General features: G+C 71.6%; 16 protein-coding genes. 9 read left to right on the forward strand and 7 right to left on the reverse strand.

Features of this window, described 5'->3' with window-relative positions:
* Window positions 1-38 precede the first annotated feature (38 nt).
* On the reverse strand, window positions 39-1,799 hold the full coding sequence (locus ABIA35_RS05395) for a ricin-type beta-trefoil lectin domain protein (RefSeq protein ID WP_370357059.1): 1,761 nt from the start codon (window positions 1,797-1,799) through the stop codon (window positions 39-41).
* Between the two features lie 223 nt (window positions 1,800-2,022).
* Between ABIA35_RS05395 and ABIA35_RS05400 the strand changes: the two genes are divergently transcribed.
* From ABIA35_RS05400 to ABIA35_RS05410, 3 genes are all read left to right on the forward strand, one after another.
* Complete coding sequence (locus ABIA35_RS05400; protein ID WP_370357060.1) at window positions 2,023-3,333, forward strand: hypothetical protein; 1,311 nt, start codon at window positions 2,023-2,025, stop codon at window positions 3,331-3,333.
* Between the two features lie 177 nt (window positions 3,334-3,510).
* The gene (locus ABIA35_RS05405) at window positions 3,511-3,963 is read left to right on the forward strand and encodes a carboxymuconolactone decarboxylase family protein (RefSeq protein ID WP_370357061.1); all 453 of its coding nucleotides are present in this window, start codon (window positions 3,511-3,513) and stop codon (window positions 3,961-3,963) included.
* A 117-nt stretch (window positions 3,964-4,080) separates the two neighbouring features.
* A complete protein-coding gene (locus tag ABIA35_RS05410; RefSeq protein ID WP_370357062.1) occupies window positions 4,081-4,482 on the forward strand; it encodes a VOC family protein in 402 nt (133 codons plus the stop codon).
* Between the two features lie 368 nt (window positions 4,483-4,850).
* Here the strand turns inward: ABIA35_RS05410 and trpS are convergent, their stop codons facing one another.
* Complete coding sequence (gene trpS / locus ABIA35_RS05415; RefSeq protein WP_370357063.1) at window positions 4,851-5,954, reverse strand: tryptophan--tRNA ligase; 1,104 nt, start codon at window positions 5,952-5,954, stop codon at window positions 4,851-4,853.
* A gap of 191 nt (window positions 5,955-6,145) precedes the next feature.
* A complete protein-coding gene (locus ABIA35_RS05420) occupies window positions 6,146-6,676 on the reverse strand; it encodes a GNAT family N-acetyltransferase (protein WP_370357064.1) in 531 nt (176 codons plus the stop codon).
* Window positions 6,677-6,930: 254 nt separating this feature from the next.
* Here ABIA35_RS05420 and ABIA35_RS05425 point away from each other — a divergent pair, with 254 nt between their 5' ends.
* Both ABIA35_RS05425 and ABIA35_RS05430 read left to right on the forward strand, forming a co-directional pair.
* The gene (locus ABIA35_RS05425) at window positions 6,931-8,559 is read left to right on the forward strand and encodes a putative bifunctional diguanylate cyclase/phosphodiesterase (protein ID WP_370357065.1); all 1,629 of its coding nucleotides are present in this window, start codon (window positions 6,931-6,933) and stop codon (window positions 8,557-8,559) included.
* 319 nt (window positions 8,560-8,878) lie between these two features.
* Window positions 8,879-9,616 (forward strand): MOSC domain-containing protein, encoded by a 738-nt coding sequence (locus ABIA35_RS05430; RefSeq protein WP_370357066.1) that lies wholly within the window; start codon window positions 8,879-8,881, stop codon window positions 9,614-9,616.
* An 18-nt stretch (window positions 9,617-9,634) separates the two neighbouring features.
* On the opposite strand, the gene ABIA35_RS05435 is transcribed toward ABIA35_RS05430, so the two are convergent.
* From ABIA35_RS05435 to ABIA35_RS05445, 3 genes are read right to left on the reverse strand one after another with little or no spacing between them, the layout of a single operon-like run.
* Window positions 9,635-10,030 carry a VOC family protein gene (locus ABIA35_RS05435; RefSeq protein WP_370357067.1) on the reverse strand — a complete coding sequence of 132 codons (396 nt, stop codon included), beginning with the start codon at window positions 10,028-10,030 and terminating at the stop codon, window positions 9,635-9,637.
* A 55-nt stretch (window positions 10,031-10,085) separates the two neighbouring features.
* Window positions 10,086-10,289 (reverse strand): DUF6186 family protein, encoded by a 204-nt coding sequence (locus ABIA35_RS05440; RefSeq protein ID WP_370357068.1) that lies wholly within the window; start codon window positions 10,287-10,289, stop codon window positions 10,086-10,088.
* Complete coding sequence (locus tag ABIA35_RS05445) at window positions 10,286-10,759, reverse strand: hypothetical protein (protein WP_370357069.1); 474 nt, start codon at window positions 10,757-10,759, stop codon at window positions 10,286-10,288. Before ABIA35_RS05445 ends, ABIA35_RS05440 begins: the two co-directional genes overlap by 4 nt.
* Before the next feature lie 220 nt (window positions 10,760-10,979).
* On the opposite strand from ABIA35_RS05445, the gene ABIA35_RS05450 reads away from it, so the two are divergent.
* The 4 genes from ABIA35_RS05450 (at window position 10,980) to ABIA35_RS05465 (ending at window position 14,268) form a co-directional block, all read left to right on the forward strand.
* Window positions 10,980-11,729 (forward strand): NRDE family protein, encoded by a 750-nt coding sequence (locus tag ABIA35_RS05450; RefSeq protein ID WP_370357070.1) that lies wholly within the window; start codon window positions 10,980-10,982, stop codon window positions 11,727-11,729.
* A 138-nt stretch (window positions 11,730-11,867) separates the two neighbouring features.
* Window positions 11,868-12,314 carry a hypothetical protein gene (locus ABIA35_RS05455; protein ID WP_370357071.1) on the forward strand — a complete coding sequence of 149 codons (447 nt, stop codon included), beginning with the start codon at window positions 11,868-11,870 and terminating at the stop codon, window positions 12,312-12,314.
* Window positions 12,315-12,418: 104 nt separating this feature from the next.
* The gene (locus ABIA35_RS05460) at window positions 12,419-13,630 is read left to right on the forward strand and encodes a CaiB/BaiF CoA transferase family protein (RefSeq protein ID WP_370357072.1); all 1,212 of its coding nucleotides are present in this window, start codon (window positions 12,419-12,421) and stop codon (window positions 13,628-13,630) included.
* Between the two features lie 119 nt (window positions 13,631-13,749).
* Entirely contained in the window at window positions 13,750-14,268 is a 519-nt protein-coding gene (locus ABIA35_RS05465; protein ID WP_370357394.1) for a phosphotransferase, read from the forward strand.
* A gap of 10 nt (window positions 14,269-14,278) precedes the next feature.
* Here the strand turns inward: ABIA35_RS05465 and ABIA35_RS05470 are convergent, their stop codons facing one another.
* A complete protein-coding gene (locus ABIA35_RS05470) occupies window positions 14,279-15,763 on the reverse strand; it encodes a M1 family metallopeptidase (RefSeq protein WP_370357395.1) in 1,485 nt (494 codons plus the stop codon).
* Window positions 15,764-15,787: the final 24 nt, after the last annotated feature.

Here is a 15,787-nt window from a genome sequence, read left to right on the forward strand (position 1 = left end):
GTCAGCGGTCAGCGGTCAGCGGTCAAGCGTCGGCTGTGTCAGCTCGGCAAAGCCCAAGCCTGATTCGCCTGATGGCTGCCGCACGTCCAGGTGTCCAGCTTCGTCCCGTCGGCGCTGCCGCCGCCGTAGACGTCCAGGCACAGCCCGGAGGCCTTGTTCGTGACGGTCCCGTCGGCCTGCGCCGTCCACTGCTGTGTGGTCGCTCCGGTGCAGGTGGATAGCACCGCCGAGCTGCCGGCGGTGGTGCCGTTGGCGGTGAGGCACTTGCCGAGGGTGCGCACGGTGCCGTCGCTGGGCCGCGTCCAGGCCTGGTTCGCGTTGCCGGTGCAGGTGTACAGGATCGTCGCGGTGCCGTCGGTGGTGCTGCTGCCGGTGACGTCCACGCACTTGGCGCCGTTGCCGACGATCTCGCCGGTGGGGACGGCCGCGGCGCAGCTCGCCGCGGGGGTGACGCGCCAGATGGCGGTGCCGTGGGCGGGGATGGTCGCGGTCAGGGTGCTGCCGGTGGCGCTGGTGCCGGTCCACAGGTTCTTGGCGGTGGCGGTGCAGCCCGGCAGGCCCACCGAGGCCAGGGTGGTGGACACCGTCTCGGAGGCCGAGCCGCGGTTCAGGACGGCCACGGCCCGGTCGCCGTTCGCCAGCGGCTTGGCCAGGACGTCGGTGGTGCCGTTGGTGGAGACCACGCCTGCCTGGTGGCCGGCGCTGTCCTGGTCCAGGGCGACCAGGTCGGTGTTGCCCAGGGCGGCCAGGCCGTCGGCGGACAGGTTCGCCACGTCCGAGGACAGGATCATCGGGGCGCTCATCATCGCCCACAGCGCCACCTGGCTGCGCGACTCATCCGCGCTCAGGCCGGGGTCGCCGGCGATGAGGAAGTCCGGGTCGTTCCAGTTGCCGGGGTGGGCGTAGCGGGCGATCCAGCGGTTGTAGCCGTAGTTGGACATGACCGAGGACCAGCGGCTCGCGGTGGGGTTGGAGCTGTCGTAGGTGGCGATGTCATAGCCCTCGCGCCACAGCTGGCCCAGGCCTCCGACCCAGCCCAGGACGTCGAACCAGGTGGGGTTGCCCCACTCGCCGCTCTGGAAGTACGCCGGGGCGGATTCGGAGAACGTGATGGGGCGGCCGGCGCCTGCCAGGGCGGTGGACTCGGCGGTGTAGGCGGTGCGGTAGGCCTGCTCGGTGGACTGTCCGCCGGGGACGTAGACGTTGCAGCCGTCGAGCTTCAGGTAGTCCACGCCCCAGGAGGCGAACGTGGCGGCGTCCTGGGCGAAGTGGTCGGCGCCGCCGCCCTGGGGCTGGCCGCTGCCGGGGTAGCCGCCGCAGGTGGAGGAGCCGGCGTCCTCGTAGATGCCGAAGTTCAGGCCTTTGCCGTGCAGGTAGCTGCCGAGCCAGGCCATGCCGTGCGGGAACTTGGTGGCGTCGGCGACGAGGTTGCCGCTGCTGTCGCGGGAGGAGGCCATCCAGCAGTCGTCGACGGTGACGGTCTTGTAGCCCTTGGCTGCCAGGCCGCTGCTGACCAGGGCGTTGGCGTTGGCGACGACCACGGACTCGTTGACCGAGCACTGGTAGTGGGCCCAGTCGTTCCAGCCCATCGGGGGCGTGGCGGCCAGGGTGGCCGCGGCGGTGCTGGTAAGGGTGCTGGTGGCGGCATTGGCGGCATTGGCGGCGGTGGCGGGGTGGGACGTTGAGGGTGCTGCCGGTGGCGCTGCGTGAGCGGTGCTGATTGTCAGCGGTAGAGCTGCCAGCGCGCAGGCCAGGGCGGTGGCTGCGAACCGGCGGGGGCCGGGGCGGGGAGATGACATGGTGCCTCCTTGCTGAATCCTGAAAGATCTGCGGGGCGCACGCCGTGCATCAGCACACTGCGGATGCTCGGAAGTGTCAAGGTTCCGCGCCATACGAACAGATCCGATCATCGATACGCATCGGTCGGCCGCGGCATCCAGTTGTTGATTCGGGGTCGTGGCCCGAAGCGCGCGGCACTAGGGTTGGGCACCGTCGGATCGGACGAGCAGGGGAGGGGAGCACGTGTCGTCGACGTCGGCGGTCGGGGTGCTGGCGCAGGGATTACGGGACCTTCGGGACTTCGCGGAAGGGCCCGAGGGCGAGGAGCTTCAGGAACGCACCGGGCTCACGGCCGGGCAGATCGACGCCGCACTGGCCGGCGAGCATCTGCCGACGCGTGAGGTGACGCTGGCGCTGGTCGGGGCCTGGGAGGGGGACGTCGAGGGCTGGCGGGAGTACTGGGGCCAGATCGCGGAGCTCGCCGAGGACGAGGAGAACGGGGAGAACGAGGGCCGCAGCGGCGGTGAGGGGCTTGAGACGCCCGCGCCGCCGGAGCCTTCGATCATCACGCCGATTCCGGAGGAACTGAACCACGGGGAGCAGGAAGAGCCGGAGCAGGAAGAGCCAGAGTCGGAAGTAGCAGAGCTGGCATCGGAGCCGGCTGAAGCTGATGTGGCCAAAGCTGGTGAGACCGAGGCTGGTGAGACCGAGGCGGAGGCGCGCGCCGGAGAAGCTGAGGCGGCCAATGCCGAGCAGGTGGAAGCGCAGTCGCCGGCGCGCGCCGAGACCGCGAGCGTCCCGGTCTCCCCTGGGTCTGAGAAGAAAAGCGCCCTGGCGCGTGTCGGCATCCCGGTCCTGCTGTTCGCGGTGGGCGTGGGGGTGGGTGCGTTCGGCGATCACGCGCTGAACTCGAAGCAGTCCTCGCGCGACACCGCCGCGTCCGTGCCGCCGGCTGCGTCCTCGACGTCGGCGAGGCCGACGCACACCGCGGCGTTGTCGCCGTCCGGTTCGGGCGCGACCTCGGGGACGTCTTCGGGGACGTCTTCGGGGGCATCGTCGTCGGCGAGCAGTGCGGGGTCGGCTCCGTCGCCGACCGATGGTTCCGGATCGAGCGCGGGATCAAGCTCCGGTTCTGCCTCGGGTTCCTCGACCGTCGCGCCGGGTACCGTGCTCGGGGCGTATGTGGGGATACAGCTGGCGTCCGGGTACAGCGTCAACTTCCTGACCGACCCGTACCATCCCTCCGCCGGTACCTCGAACGGTCCGGACACCATGGGGTTCTTCGCGGGCAGTTTCGTCGACGGGCGTTTCTACGCCGACCGGGTCGCGATCCTGGATCCGACCGAGACCGGCTCGTTCACCTCGTGTCTGAACGACACCCGGTACCAGCACGATGTGCTGCTGTCGCAGATAGCGAACGGCAGCAGTTTCTGTATCACCACCGGGACCGGGCATCTGGTGTTGGTGACGGTGCGGCGGTTGCCGTCCAGTACCGATGCCAACCCCTATGCGGCGCTGGACGTGACGGTCTGGCAGGGCGGCAGCGCTACGTAGACGCCGTTTGAGCTGCGAGAACGCCGGTCAGCGCCGGATGTGACCCGGGTCACATCCGGCGCTGTCACATTCTCCGGTGTCCGGGAGTCAGAGAGGCGAAGGACCAACGGGTCCAACCTTCATGAAACGCGTGAAGCAGCGTCTTTCCACTGATACAGGGACACAGGGAGTACTGACATGGAAGCTCGTATCCAGAACCCGGCGATGATCCTCGACGCCACCGGCGCGGTCCAGCAGCTGTACAAGGCTGTGAACAGCGGCGGGGTGGAGCCGGCGATCCTGGAGCTGGTGCATCTGCGGGCCAGCCAGATCAACGGGTGCGCGCCGTGTGTGTACTCCGGGATGGGCAACATGCGCCGGATGAAGGAGTCCGAGGAGCGCATCGGGCTGGTGGCGGTGTGGCATGACGCGCCGTTCTTCAGCGACGAGGAGAAGGCGGCGCTGGCGCTGGCCGAGGCGGCGACGCGGCTGGCCGACAACCCCGAGGGCGTCAGTGACGCGGTGTGGGAGGCGGCGGCGCAGTTCTTCGACGAGAAGCAGCTGGCGGCGATCGTGATGATGGTGGCGCTGACGAACCTGTTCAACCGGCTCAACCACGTCACGCGGCAGGTCGCCGGGGCCGGCTGGTAGGGGCCGGCAGGCGGGGGCGCCTTGGGGCGGTCGGTGCGGTAGCGTGCGGCGCGGGTCAAAGCACTGACAGCTCTGTGCTGGACCGACCGCACCCGACGTCGCCTTCAGGAGGGCCGCATGGCCGAGTTGTCCGGCTGGTCGCACGTGTCGTTCTCGGTCCGGGACCGGGACGCCAGCGTCAGCTTCTACACCGACGTGCTGGGGTTCAAGACCCTGGCCGTCACCGACCGCGACGCCTGGCTGCAGACGCTCATGCTGCACCCGACCGGGATGTGCGTGGCGTTCCAGCAGCACACCGGCAACTCCGGCCAGACGTTCGACTACGCCGCCACCGGGCTGGACCACTTCGGGTTCGGGGTGGGGTCGCCGGCCGAGCTGCAGGAGTGGATCGCCCGGTTCGAGGAACTCGGGGTGGCGCACTCCCCGGTGCGGGACACCGACCTCGGGCAGTTCGTGAGCTTCGAGGACCCCGACGGGATCCAGCTGGAGCTGTTCTACAGCCCCTACACCGCCGCCTGAGCCTCGGCTGTTGATGGCGTCTCCCATGCGGTGTGACCACCAGCGCGGGATCCATGAGGAGGCGGCCAGGTAGACCTGCACCAGGGCGATCAGGACCAGGACGTAGGTGATCACGCGGCGCCAGAGGTCGCGGCGGCCTGTGTCCGGGGCTGCTGCCGGTGCGGGAGCCCCGGTGGTACCGGTACCGGTGCCGGGTTCGGTGGCTTCGGATGCGTGCCGGAACCTCATGGACCCGATGCCGGCACCGGGTGTGGCCAGTCGCCTGCCGGGTGGGCCGGTCGTGCGGCGGTGGCGCGTGTTCTCGATGGTCGGCTGGCCGGCGCGCGCCGGCCAGCCGACCATCGAGAACACGCATTCGTGCAAGGGCGTCAGTACGCCATGCCCATCGCCTCGCGCACCTGGGCCAGGGTCGCCTCGGCTTCGACGGTGGCGCGCTCTGCCCCGCGGCGCAGGATCGCCGACAGGTAGCCGCGCTCGCCGGCCAGAGCGGCCCGGCGTTCCCGGATCGGCCGCAGGTGCTCGTTGACGGCCTCGGTGGCGGCGCGTTTCAGCGCCGCGGCGCCGCCGTCGCCGATCTGCTCGGCCAGTGCCGCCGGGTCCTGGCCGCGGCACAGTGCGGTGATCAGCAGCAGGTTCGACACCTCGGGGCGGAGCGCGGGGTCGAAGGTGATGTGCCGGTCGGTGTCGGTTTTGAAGCCTTTGATGATGCTCGCGGTCTGGTCTGCGGTGGCTTGCAGCGGGATGGTGTTGCCGTGGCTTTTGCTCATCTTGGCCCCGTCGCTACCCAGGACCGAGGGGGCGTCGGAGATCAGGGCCCTGGGTTCGGTGAACACCGGCGCGTAGCGGGTGTTGAAGCGGCGTGCGACGGTGCGGGTCACCTCCAGGTGCGGCAGCTGGTCGCGGCCGACCGGGACCAGGTCGGAGCGGCAGAACAGGATGTCGGCGGCCTGGTGCACCGGGTAGGTGAGCATCAGCGCCGACAGGGCGGGGCGGCCGGAGGCGGCGGCCTCGGCTTTGGTGGTGGGGTTGCGCTCGAGTTCGGGGACGGAGATCAGGGACATCAGCGGCAGCAGCAGCTGGTTCAGGGCCGGGACGGCGGAGTGGGCGAACACGGTGCTGCGGGCCGGGTCGATGCCGACGGCCAGGTAGTCGGCGACCAGGCCGAGGGCGAAGTCGGCGATGCCGGCCGAGGCGTCGCGGTCGGTGATCACCTGGTAGTCGGCGACCAGGACGAACATCTCGGCGCCGGCGTTTTGCAGCCGGACCCGGTTGCGCAGGGAGCCCAGGTAGTGGCCCAGGTGCAACGGGCCGGTGGGGCGGTCGCCGGTGAGGACGCGGACCTGGCGGGCGTCGCCGACCAGCTGCGCGGCCAGTTCGGCCTCGGTCACGCAGGCGGCGGGCTCGACTCCACCAGAGGGAAAAACATGAGGCTGGTCGCTTGCATTGGTGGGTACGTCAACAGTGATGCTCATCGTCGTTCTCCTCGCGGGAATCCCAGCTGGTCGGGGGACTGGCGCCGCCGGCGTCCGGACCGCCGGGGCCCCCGCGCGGGGGCCGAGAACAACGAAGGCCGTCCGGAACGTCGGACGGCCTGTCGGCGCGTGTGGCTGAACAACCGTCCTAGGACGGCCGCCAGCTGGCACACACGAAACTCTTCACGGACTCAGGATATCAGGGCAGGCATGCCGGACTCAATCGATACTGAATCGATGACCAGGCGGAAGGTCAGCAGCCCCTTGCCGGGCGCGTACTCCCAGTCCCGCTCCGGGGTCCGGGCGAAGCCCAGGCGCGTGTACAGCCGCTGCGCCGCCGTCATCTGCGGTTTCGTCGACAGCACCAGCGCCGGCCGCTTGTCTTCCCGGGTGCGCCGGACACAGTCCAGCACCAGCGCGGCTCCGACGCCCTGGCCGCGCGCGGAGCCGGCGGTGGCCAGCATCCGGATCTCGGCCTCGGCCCCGGAGGCGATGTCGGCGAACTCGCTGCCGGCGACCGTGTACACGGCGGCGCCGACCAGCGTTCCGGCCTCGTCCACGGCTATCAGCTGCCAGGCGCCGTCGGCGGCGTGCCGGGCCGCCGCGTCGGCGAGCCTGGGCAGGTACGTCGCCTCGGCCAGTGACTCGTCCCGGTACACGGCGGCGGTCAGCTCGCCGGCGGCGGCCAATTCGCCCGGTTGGGCTTCGCGAATGGTGATCACAGCGATTGATTCTGCCCGAGGCCCGCCGGGGCCGGTGTGGCGCCACCGGCGCGCGCCGATGGTGCGGTGCGGGCGTGAAGTGTGCGAGGCGAGTGTGACAGTACGGCCACGATCAGGTGATCCGGGAGTGTGTGCGCCGTCACAGCGCCCCCGGATGGTCCTATGATCGCGCTCGGTAGTCGTTCGGATGCCGCGCAGGCGGCAATGCGGGTCAGGCCAATCAGACGTCCTGGTCCGCGATGGAGGTGGTCGCGGTGTCGGGTCAGAATTCGTCCACGGCGCACGCAGAGACGGCCGGGTCCCGGTCGGCGGCGGAGCCGTGGTCGGACGAGCTCACGGGGCTGCCGAACCGGGCGATGCTGGGCCGGTGGCTGGAGGCGCGCACCGGGCCTCGGGCCCGGCCGGGGCAGCGGATCGGTTTGTGCAGCCTGGATTTGGACGGGTTCCGGCAGATCAACGCCCTGTTGGGGTTCGGTGCCGGGGACCGGTTCCTGGCCGCGGTGGCGGCCAGGCTGCGGTCGGTGCTGGAGCCGGGCGGACATCTGCTGGCGCGCACCGGCGGGGACGAGTTCGCGGTGCTGGTCGATTACAAGGACCTTGCCGGATCTGGTGCGGGCGGCGGGAGCAGCAACGGCTCCGGTAGCGGCGCGGGTAACGGCGCCGGTAGTGGCAACGGTGCGGGCAACGGCAATGGCGGTGGTGCCGGCGCTGCTGTGCTGGCCGAGGCGCCGCTGCCGCAGGGCGCTGAGGGGCCCAGGCGCGGCCCGGCGGGCCGGCCGATGGTGGAGCGGGTCGCCGAGCGGGTGTTGGCGGCGCTGCGGGACCCGCTGCGGGTGGAGGGCCGGGACCTGACGGTGACCGCGTCGATCGGCGCGGTCGAGGCGCTGGCCGCGGCCTCGGCGCCGGAGGACCTGCTGCGTGCGGCGGATCTGGCGTTGTACTGGGCCAAGGGCGAGGGCCGGGACCGGTGGACGCTGTTCGACGCCGAGCGGGCCGGGGCCGACGTGGCCCGGTACCGGCTGGCGGCGGATCTGCCGGCGGCGGTGGAGTCCGGGCAGTTCTACTGCGAGTACCAGCCGATCGTGTCGTTGGCCGACGGCGCGGTGACCGGGGTGGAGGCGCTGGTGCGGTGGCGGCATCCGCGGTTCGGGATCGTGCCGCCGGACCGGTTCATCGCGCTGGCCGAGGACTCCGGGCTGATCGTGGAGCTGGGCCGGCGGATCCTGTCCGAGGCCTGCCAGGCGGCGGCGACGTGGCCGGACGCGCCGGGGCAGCCGGCGCCGCCGGTGTCGGTGAACGTGGCGGTGCGGCAGTGCCGGGACCCCAGGCTGATGGGGCACGTGCTGTCGGCGCTGGCCGAGTCCGGGCTGGCACCGCAGCGGCTGCGGCTGGAGATCACCGAGTCGGCGCTGCTGCCCGGCGACGACGCGGCGCAGGCGACGCTGCGGGCGCTGGCCGACAAGGGCGTGGCGATCGCCGTCGACGACTTCGGCACCGGCTATTCGAACCTGTCGCACCTGCGCAGGCTGCCGGTGCACATCCTGAAGATCGACGGCACGTTCGTGGCCGGGCTGACCTCGGGCCGGGGCGGCGGTGCGAACGGGACCGGGGCGGCCGCGGGGGCAGCGGCCGGGGCCGGGACCGGCGCGGGGCCCGGGAGCATGGGGCCGTGCGGCGCCGACGAGCAGATCATCGCCACGGTCACCGCGCTCGGGCACGCCCTGGGGTTGACGGTGACCGCCGAGGGCGTGGAGACCGCCGGGCAGCTGGAGACGGTGCGGCGGCTCGGCGTCGACACCGGGCAGGGATGGCTGTTCTCGCGGGCGCTTCCGGCCGCCGGGATCAGGGACTTGTTGGCGCGCGGCGCGCCGCTGGCGGCGTAGGTGCGGCGGCCGCCGGTGCCCGGGCGGCGCCACGACCAGGGCTGCGAGGAGCGGACTTCGGGCTGGCACGCGGGGGAACTGGAGAGGACTTCCTTGCACTCTGAGGGCTGATCCTCCCGTACCCCGCTGGCACCGGGGGCTTCGGCGCGGTGTGATGGGTGTGCCGGCTCACCGAGCCGGACCGTGTTGGACAAGCTCCCCCAGCGACACCGACACTCGGGCGGGCCGCGACCTTCGGACCAGGGTCACGGCCCGTCCGGCTTTTTGCCGGCCGGGGCGATGCGGTGCTCGCGGCGGCGGCGTTGGCATGATGGCCGCTATGGCTTCTGGATCTTTCGAAGTGGTCGGCACCCTGGCCCGGTTGTGGCGCTACCCGGTGAAATCGATGCTCGGCGAGCAGCTCACCGACGCCCCGGTGGAGCGGCGCGGCCTGGTCGGGGACCGGCGGTTCGCGGTGTGGGACGCCGAGGACAAGTTCGGATCGTGCAAGAACTCCCGCCGGTTCCGGCGCATGGACGGGCTGCTGGACTTCCGTGGCGGCTCCAGCGATGGTGCCGCGGCGCACCTGGTGGCCCCGGACGGCAGTCTGCATGCCGTGCCCTCTCGGGACGCCGACGCCGCGGTGCGGGCGCACCTGGGGCGCGAGGACGTGCGCATCATGGCCGAGGCCGAGGTAGCGCATCATGACGCGGCGCCGCTGCACCTGCTGTCGACGGCGAGCCTTCACTGGTACGCCGACGCCCTGGAGGGCGTGCCCGCCGACGAGCGCCGGCTGCGTCCGAACCTGGTGGTGGACCTGCCGGGGCTGCCGGCGTTCGCCGAGGACGGGTGGGAGGGCCGGCAGGTGCGGATCGGGGCCGGGGCCGATGCGGTGCTGGCGCGGTGGGTGAAGCCGACCGAGCGGTGCCGGACGCTGACCGTGGAGCAGGACGGGCTGCCGCGCGCCGCGCGGGGGCTGAAGGTGCTGGCCGGGCGGGGCCTGAACCTGGGGGTGTATCTGGAGGTGCTGGAGGGCGGCCGGGTGCGGGTCGGGGATCCGGTGGCGCTGTCGGTGTAGGGCGTGTAGGGCGTGCCCCTACATGTCGGCCTTGACCTGCATCAGCTGGATCAGGTTCCCGCACGTGTCGTCCAGTACCGCCGTGATGACCGGCCCCACATCGGTGGGCTCCTGCGCGAAGCGCACACCCAACCCGCTCAGCCGCTCGTACTCCGCCGCGACGTCGTCCACCGCGAAGCTGGCCGCCGGGATCCCGTCGGCCACCAGCGCCTGCTTGTACGGCTTCACCGCCGGGTGGCTGCTCGGCTCCAGCAGCAGCTGCGGCCCGTCGGGGTCCTGCGGCGACACCACGGTGAGCCAGCGGTCCGCGCCGACCGGTACGTCGGCCTTGGTGCGGAAGCCGAGCTTGCCGGTGTAGAACGCCTCGGCCTTGGCCTGGTCGTCGACGAACACGTTGGTCAGGTGGATCCGCACGAAGTGCTCCGATGCTCGCCGGTTGCTCGCCGGTTGTTCGCTGGGTGCTCGCCGGTCAGGAACGGGACAGGAAGTGGAAGCCGAGCCACCACCACACCAACAGCATGCCCACCCGCCCCCACTTCTCGTGCATGACGCGGCTGACCAGCTGCGACAATCGGGGGATCTTGCTGGAGGGGCGGCGGGCGATCAGCTCCACCAGCAGCGCGGCCGCGCCGATCACGACGTACCCGGCGATGGTGATGGTGCGCGGGCTCATCGGCGCACCACCCACACCCCGGTCAGCAGCCACACCACGTAGCCGGCGGCGCGCGCCGGGGGCGGGTCGATCAGCGGGCCCATGAGGATCGACAGGGTCGGGTGGGCGTGGGTGGAGCCGCGGGCGGCGGCGTAGAGCTCCCAGACGGCGAAGGCGGCGCCGATCACGATCCAGGCGACGGTGCTGTGGCGGGCGAAGGGGGCCGGCGCCGGGTAGTGCTCGGTGGTGGGGCGCAGGGCGTACCAGACCAGGGCGGCTCCGGGCAGCAGGGTGGCGAGTTCGGCGGGGATGGTCAGGCGGGCGAAGCCGCCGGCGATCAGGGAGTAGCCCAGGCCCATCGCGGCCCAGCTGATCATGGTGGAGGTGGGGTGGGCGGCGCGCAGCGGTGCCGGGGCGGTGTGAAGGCGTGTGGACGCCCGGTCGCCGGCGGTTTCGGCCCGGCGGCCGACAGGCACGGATTCCTGCGTCATCGCGGCTCCCGCTTCTTCCTTCACCCCGCTGGTCCGGCGCGTGTTCACCGGGCGTTCGCGGACCTCTTGTGCAGCGCGGATACCCACTCAGGTGTCAAACCACACACTGTTCCCACTCTGGTGGCTCTACGTGATCGGCGCAGTTGGCCGGGCTCCGGCCGGACCCGGGTTCGCCCTGGTCGGGGCGGGCTGCTGTGATAGGAGGGTGTGCACCGCGATCGTGAGTGTCGAGCCCGCTTCGGAGTACCCGGTTCTGCTGGCCGGCGTGCGCGATGAGTTCCATGACCGGCCGTGGATCCCGCCGGGCCGGCACTGGCCGCAGTATCCGCGTCTGGTCGGCGGGCAGGATCTGCTGGCGTCCGGGACGTGGTTGGCGGTGGATCCGCAGGCGCCGCGGGTGTCGTGTGTGCTGAACGGCCGGGGTCCGCTGGCGCCGGAGTCGGGGCGGCTTTCGCGGGGAGAGCTGCCGTTGCGGTTCGCCGCCACCGGCGCCGTGGATGATCTGGACTTGATTCGCTACGACCCGTTCCACCTTATTTGCGCGACGCTGACCGAGGTGTTCCTGCTGAGCTGGAACGGCGAGCGCCAGGAGCGGCAGGAGCTGTCGCCGGGTCTGCACGTGGTGGTGAACAGCGGTCTGGAGGGTTCGGACCCGACGGCCGGGCCGGGTACGGAGGCGATGGCGGCACGGCTGGGGTTCTTCCGGCCTCGGCTGCTGGCGGCGCCGCGTCCCAGGCCGGTGCCGCGGGTGGCGACGGACAAGGCGTGGGGGCCGTGGCTGCCGCTGCTGGAGGGCGGCGGTGTGGATCCGCTGGATGATCGGGCGCTGCTGGTGCGGCGGGAGTTCGGCGAGCGGACGTGGGGGACGACGTCGGTGACGCTGGTGGGGCTGCGTTCGGGCGGGGTGCGGTACGACTTCAGCGGGGCGCCGGGGGATGCGGGGGCGTGGACGGCTGTGGTGGAGGACTGAGGAACGGCCTCCCCTGTCTCATCGACTCCCTCATCGATTCCCCCATCGATATGAACTGATATGAATCTCAGCTCTGCTACATTCATATGAGCTGTGGCAAGGTTCTGAGATGGCGGGGGCGGTTCGATGATCCTGGGGATGGTGCTCATCATCGGCGGCGGCGTGTTCGGCGCCATGCTGCTTTCCGGACGGCGCGAACTGCTGAAACGTCGGCGTGCCCTGAGCGTCGGCGCGTTCGCCGAGGGGACCGTCGCCTCGATCGTGACCGACTACCTCGGCGCCGCACCGGAGCGCGAGGGAAGACCCGCCGATCCGGGCACCCCGATCCAGCGGCTGATGATCTCCTTCACCGATGCCGCAGGCACCCCGGTCATCTTCAAGGAGCGGCTCAAGCCAGCCGCGGGCGTCGCGCGCGGTGCGTACTTCTCCGTGCACTACGACCCCGCCGATCCCAAGGGCACAGCGACCGTCGCCTCCAAGCAGGTCCTCGACGCCAAACTCGCCGAGAGCGCCCGGTACTGCCTGGTCAGCGGCGCCGCGGTGGTCCTGGGGGTGCTGATCGTCGCGGGCGTCATCCCGGTGTGAACGATCGCGAGCCGCCGGTACGGCAACCTTTGCCGAAGGCTGTGAGCGGCGCGATAGCCGTGTCATATCGACGCGCGGGGTCCGGCGTGCCACGCTGATCGTTCATGACCGCCGTGCACCCCGACGCCGCCTCCGATTCCCCCGCCGACGACTCGGCCAGCGACCCGGGCTCGGCCGGACCGCTGGCCGGGCTGCTGGTCATCGACCTGACGCGGGTGCTGGCCGGACCGTTCGCCACGATGATCATGGCGGACCTCGGGGCCCGGGTGATCAAGGTGGAGCATCCGGCCACCGGCGACGACTCCCGCCGCTACGGCCCGTTCGCCCCCGACGGCCGCTCCATGTACTTCGCCCGGGTCAACCGGGGCAAGCAGTCGCTCGCGGTCGACCTGAAGAAGCACCCCGAGCAGGTGGCGGCGCTGGCCGAACGCGCGGACGTGCTGGTGGAGAACTTCCGGCCCGGCGTGATGGACCGCCTGGGCCTGGGCGCCGAGGCGCTGCGGGCCCGCAACCCGCGGCTGGTGTACGCCTCGGTGTCCGGCTACGGCGCGACCGGCCCGCGCTCGGGCGAGCCCGCCTACGACGCGGTGATCCAGGCCCGCAGCGGCCTGATGTCGGTGACCGGCGAGCCGGACGGACCGCCGGTGAAGTCCGGCGCCTCGGTCTCGGACCTGTCCGCCGGCGTGTACACCTTCGGCGCGGTGATGGCGGCACTGGTCGGCCGCGGCATCCACGGCCGCGGCACGCACGTCGACATCGCCATGTTCGACGCGACGGTGTCGTTCCTGGAGGGCAACGCCCTGGCCTGGCTGGCCGACCGCACCGTCGCGCACCGCATCGGCTCCCACCACCCGAACATCGCCCCCTTCGGCGCCTTCGAAGCCGCCGACGGCCAGATCGTGGTCTGCGTCGGCAACGACGCACTGTTCGTGGCCTTCGCCGCCGCCCTGGGCGCCCCGGAACTGGCGCAGAACCCCGACTTCGCCCAGAACGCGGCCCGCTCGGCCAACCGCCTGGTCCTGACCGCCGTCATCGAGGAACTCCTGGCCGCCGACACCTGCGCGAACTGGCTGACCCGCCTGGAGGCGGCGAAGGTCCCGTGCGCCCCGGTGAACGACATCGGCCAGTCGATGACCGACGCCCAGACCGAGGCCCGCCGGATGCGCATCACCGCCGGCGGCCTGGAGCTGCCGGGGCAGGTGGTGAAGATGGCCGGGTATCCCGACCCGGTGGTGCGGCCGGCGGCGCCGGAGTTGGACGAGCACGGGGAGGCGATTCGCGCCGAGTTCGGGCTGGGCGTCGGCTTCGGGCTCTGAGGCCGGCGGACGGGGCGGGTAGTCAGAGGGAAAACGCGTTGCCGCCGGTGCTGGCGCCCGGCACGATCGCGCTCGTGACTCCCGACCAGAACACCCCGCCGTGCCTGATCGTCACCGGCATGCCCGGTGCCGGCAAGTCCACCGTGACCCGGCTGGCCGCCGAGCTGATCGCGCGCTCGGCGCGCATGGACGGCGACGTGGTGAACCGGCTGGTGGTCGGCGGGCGGGTGTGGGCGCTGGGTGAGCCGGCCGATGAGGCTTCCCGGCAGGTGGAGCTGTGCAACCGCAATCTGTGTGCGCTGGCCGCCAACTTCGCCGACGCCGGGTTCACGCCGCTGATCGACTGGATCGTTCCCGACCGGCGGCAGCTCGACTTCTTCCTGGAGTTGCTGGCGCCGCGGCCGGTGCTGTTCGTGATGCTCGCGCCGGGGATCCAGGCCTGCCGGTACCGCGACGAGATCCGCGATCCCGACCAGCAGTTCTTCTTCGACGGCTACCAGGAGCTGGAAGCGGCGATGAAGCGGGAACTCGGCGATGCCGGATGGTGGTTCGACACCTCCGGGCTGACGCCGGAGCAGACCGCGGCGCGCGTCGTCGCCGAGGCCGGGCAGCGGGCGCTGGTGGCACCGCGCGGCTGAGCCGAGCCGCTCACGCGCCCGCGGGCCCCGGCGGCTGGATCGTCGGCGTGGTCGGGGAGTCCAGCCAGGCGTTGATGTACGCCGTGAAGTCCCGGCCGGTGCGGGCCTCGACGAACGCCGCGAACGCGGCCCGGTCCTGGTTCGTCCCCTGGTGCTGGTGCACCCAGTCGTTCAGCAGCTGGTAGAACGCCGCGTCGCCGAGGGCTGTGCGTATCCCGTTCAGCATCAGCGCCGGGCAGTAGTAGACGTTCGACGAGGCGAAGTGCGTCGGCAGGTAATGGCCGGGCGGGCCGTCGGCGGTGCGCAGGGCCTGGTCCCGGGGCAGCGCGTTGTTCCGCAGCAGGTCGTCGACGGTCGCCGGGGCGGAGGACGTTTGGGCCGCCTCCCAGAGCATCTGCGCGTACATCGCGAAGCCCTCGTTGAGCCACAGCCCCGACCACGTCGTCGGAGTCACCGCGTCGCCGAACCACTGGTGCGCGAACTCGTGCAGCAGGTCCGCCGGGGCGGCGCGCGTCGAGAAGGTGATCATGGTCTGGGTTTCCATGCCGACCATCTCCGGCCGGAACAGCACCCCGCCGGTCGGGAACGGATACGGCCCGAACCGCCGCTCCAGGAACGAGATCATCCCCGGCACCTGCGCCGTCAGCCGGTGCACCGCGTCGGCGTCGGCCGGCAGGTACCAGTACGTCAGCGCTATGCCACCCGGCCCGGTGGCGCTGTCCTGCTGGAACCGGTCAACCGCGAACGCCACCAGGTACGTCGCCACCGGATTCGGCTGGTGCCACCGGTAGACGCCGTGGCCGGCCGACTCGGTCCGGCCCAGGAACGCGCCGCCGCTCACCCCGGCCCAGCCGTCCGGGGCGGTGATCGTCACGTCGTACAGCGCCTTGTCCGACGGCTGGTCGTCGCACGGGAACCACGTGAACGCCCCATACGGCTCCTGCTGCGCCCACACCGCACCGGAGGCCGTGACCTGCGCCCCCAGCCCCGGCACATCAGGACGCGTCATCGGCGCCGGAACCAGATGCGGCGTGCCGTGGTAGGCGATGACCACGGTCAGGACCGCGTCGGCCGACAGGTGCCGGCCGGCCGGGACCGTGAGGTGGTCGCCGTCGTGGACACCGGCGACCCGCACGCCGTTCACCGTCACCGAGTCGGCGCTCATGTCGGCAGCAAGGTCCAGCACGAAGCGGTCAGTGGGTTCGGCGGCGCGCACAGCGAGGGTGGCGGTGCCGGTCAGCACGGTCGAGGTCGGGTCCCACTTCACGTCCAGGCCGTAGTGCAGCACGTCCGTGGCCGCGTCGCCGAACTGCGGATACATGTCGTCGACCACCGGATGGGAGCGGCCCGCCGACCAGTCGGAAGTCGGACTGCCGGTTTTCGCAGCCGCAGCCGCCGGCGACGAACCCGAACCCGAACCGTCGCAAGCCGCGCTCGCCGCGACCGCGACCGCCAGCACCACGGCGGCTATCAGCCCCCGACGTCCCCGCACCATCCCCACCCCAAAGCCTCCCCGTGA

It is taken from the genome of Catenulispora sp. MAP12-49 (assembly GCF_041262705.1).
Classification (GTDB): domain Bacteria; phylum Actinomycetota; class Actinomycetes; order Streptomycetales; family Catenulisporaceae; genus Catenulispora.